The sequence below is a fragment of the Roseateles sp. P5_E11 genome (genome assembly GCF_054049355.1).
Window position 1 is genome coordinate 1 of the sequence record NZ_JBFUMO010001133.1, and the last position, 786, is coordinate 786.

General features: G+C 65.4%; 2 protein-coding genes. Both read right to left on the minus strand.

Annotated features, from left to right (window positions below):
* Positions 1-61 precede the first annotated feature (61 nt).
* On the minus strand, positions 62-352 hold the full coding sequence (locus ACXJKR_RS33895; RefSeq protein WP_457326600.1) for a helix-hairpin-helix domain-containing protein: 291 nt from the start codon (positions 350-352) through the stop codon (positions 62-64).
* Positions 352-786, minus strand: a 435-nt coding sequence (locus ACXJKR_RS33900) for a hypothetical protein (RefSeq protein ID WP_457326601.1), incomplete at its 5' end; no start/stop codon positions are given. The genes ACXJKR_RS33895 and ACXJKR_RS33900, both read right to left, overlap by 1 nt.

A 786-nucleotide genomic window follows, 5' to 3' on the forward strand; every position in this document is an offset into this window, starting at 1 on the left:
GCGCCTTCGGCGCGAGCACCCCGGTTGGCAATCAGGATCTTGGTAAACATGAGGTGCCTCGTTATTTCGTTTTCGCGAGCAGCTTCTTGCGCTGCTCGGTGAAGTGCCACCACGGCTGGGCAGACCCGCCGTTCATGAAATCGTGGGCGGCCATGAAGGTGTCGRGCACGCAGGGGTCATGGCGCTGGCCCATCGGGTCGCGCAGGCGGTCGTAGGTCTTGAAGGGGTCCATGGCCTTCACGTGCGCAGGCGTGGGCAAGCCCAGTTGGACGAGATCGGCGGCCATGGCCCTGCCGATGTTGGGGATGTCGGTGAGCTTGAGCGCCTCGGCGGCGCAACGTGCCTTGGCCATCAGGGTGCCTCGCCATCACGCAGCGGGTTGGGCAGGGACAGGCGATCACCGCAATCTCCCTGCGCGCAGGGCAACTGGCCCACCAGTTGCAGATGCAAGCCGGCGGGAAGATCGGCATCGGTGTTGGGCAAGCGCCCCAGCACCTTGACGGCGAGGATGCGCGCACCGGGTTCCCACTTGGCAAGCCCTTCGCCTTCGATCAAGGCAAAGCTGCTCTGGTAGCCGCCGCCAACAGCCATGACGCGGGCACGCGTCGGCGCGACCACATCGTTGAGCTTCACGGCCGTCAGCACGACCTGATCCTGGTAGCGGAAGGGGTTCTGCGCCAGTGCATTCAGGCCGACCCAGATGCCGGCACCCAATGGCTTGGCAAAAGTCTGCAGGCGCTGCGCATTGGCTTGCTTCTGTGCGTCGCGCTCTTCACGCGCCTGGCG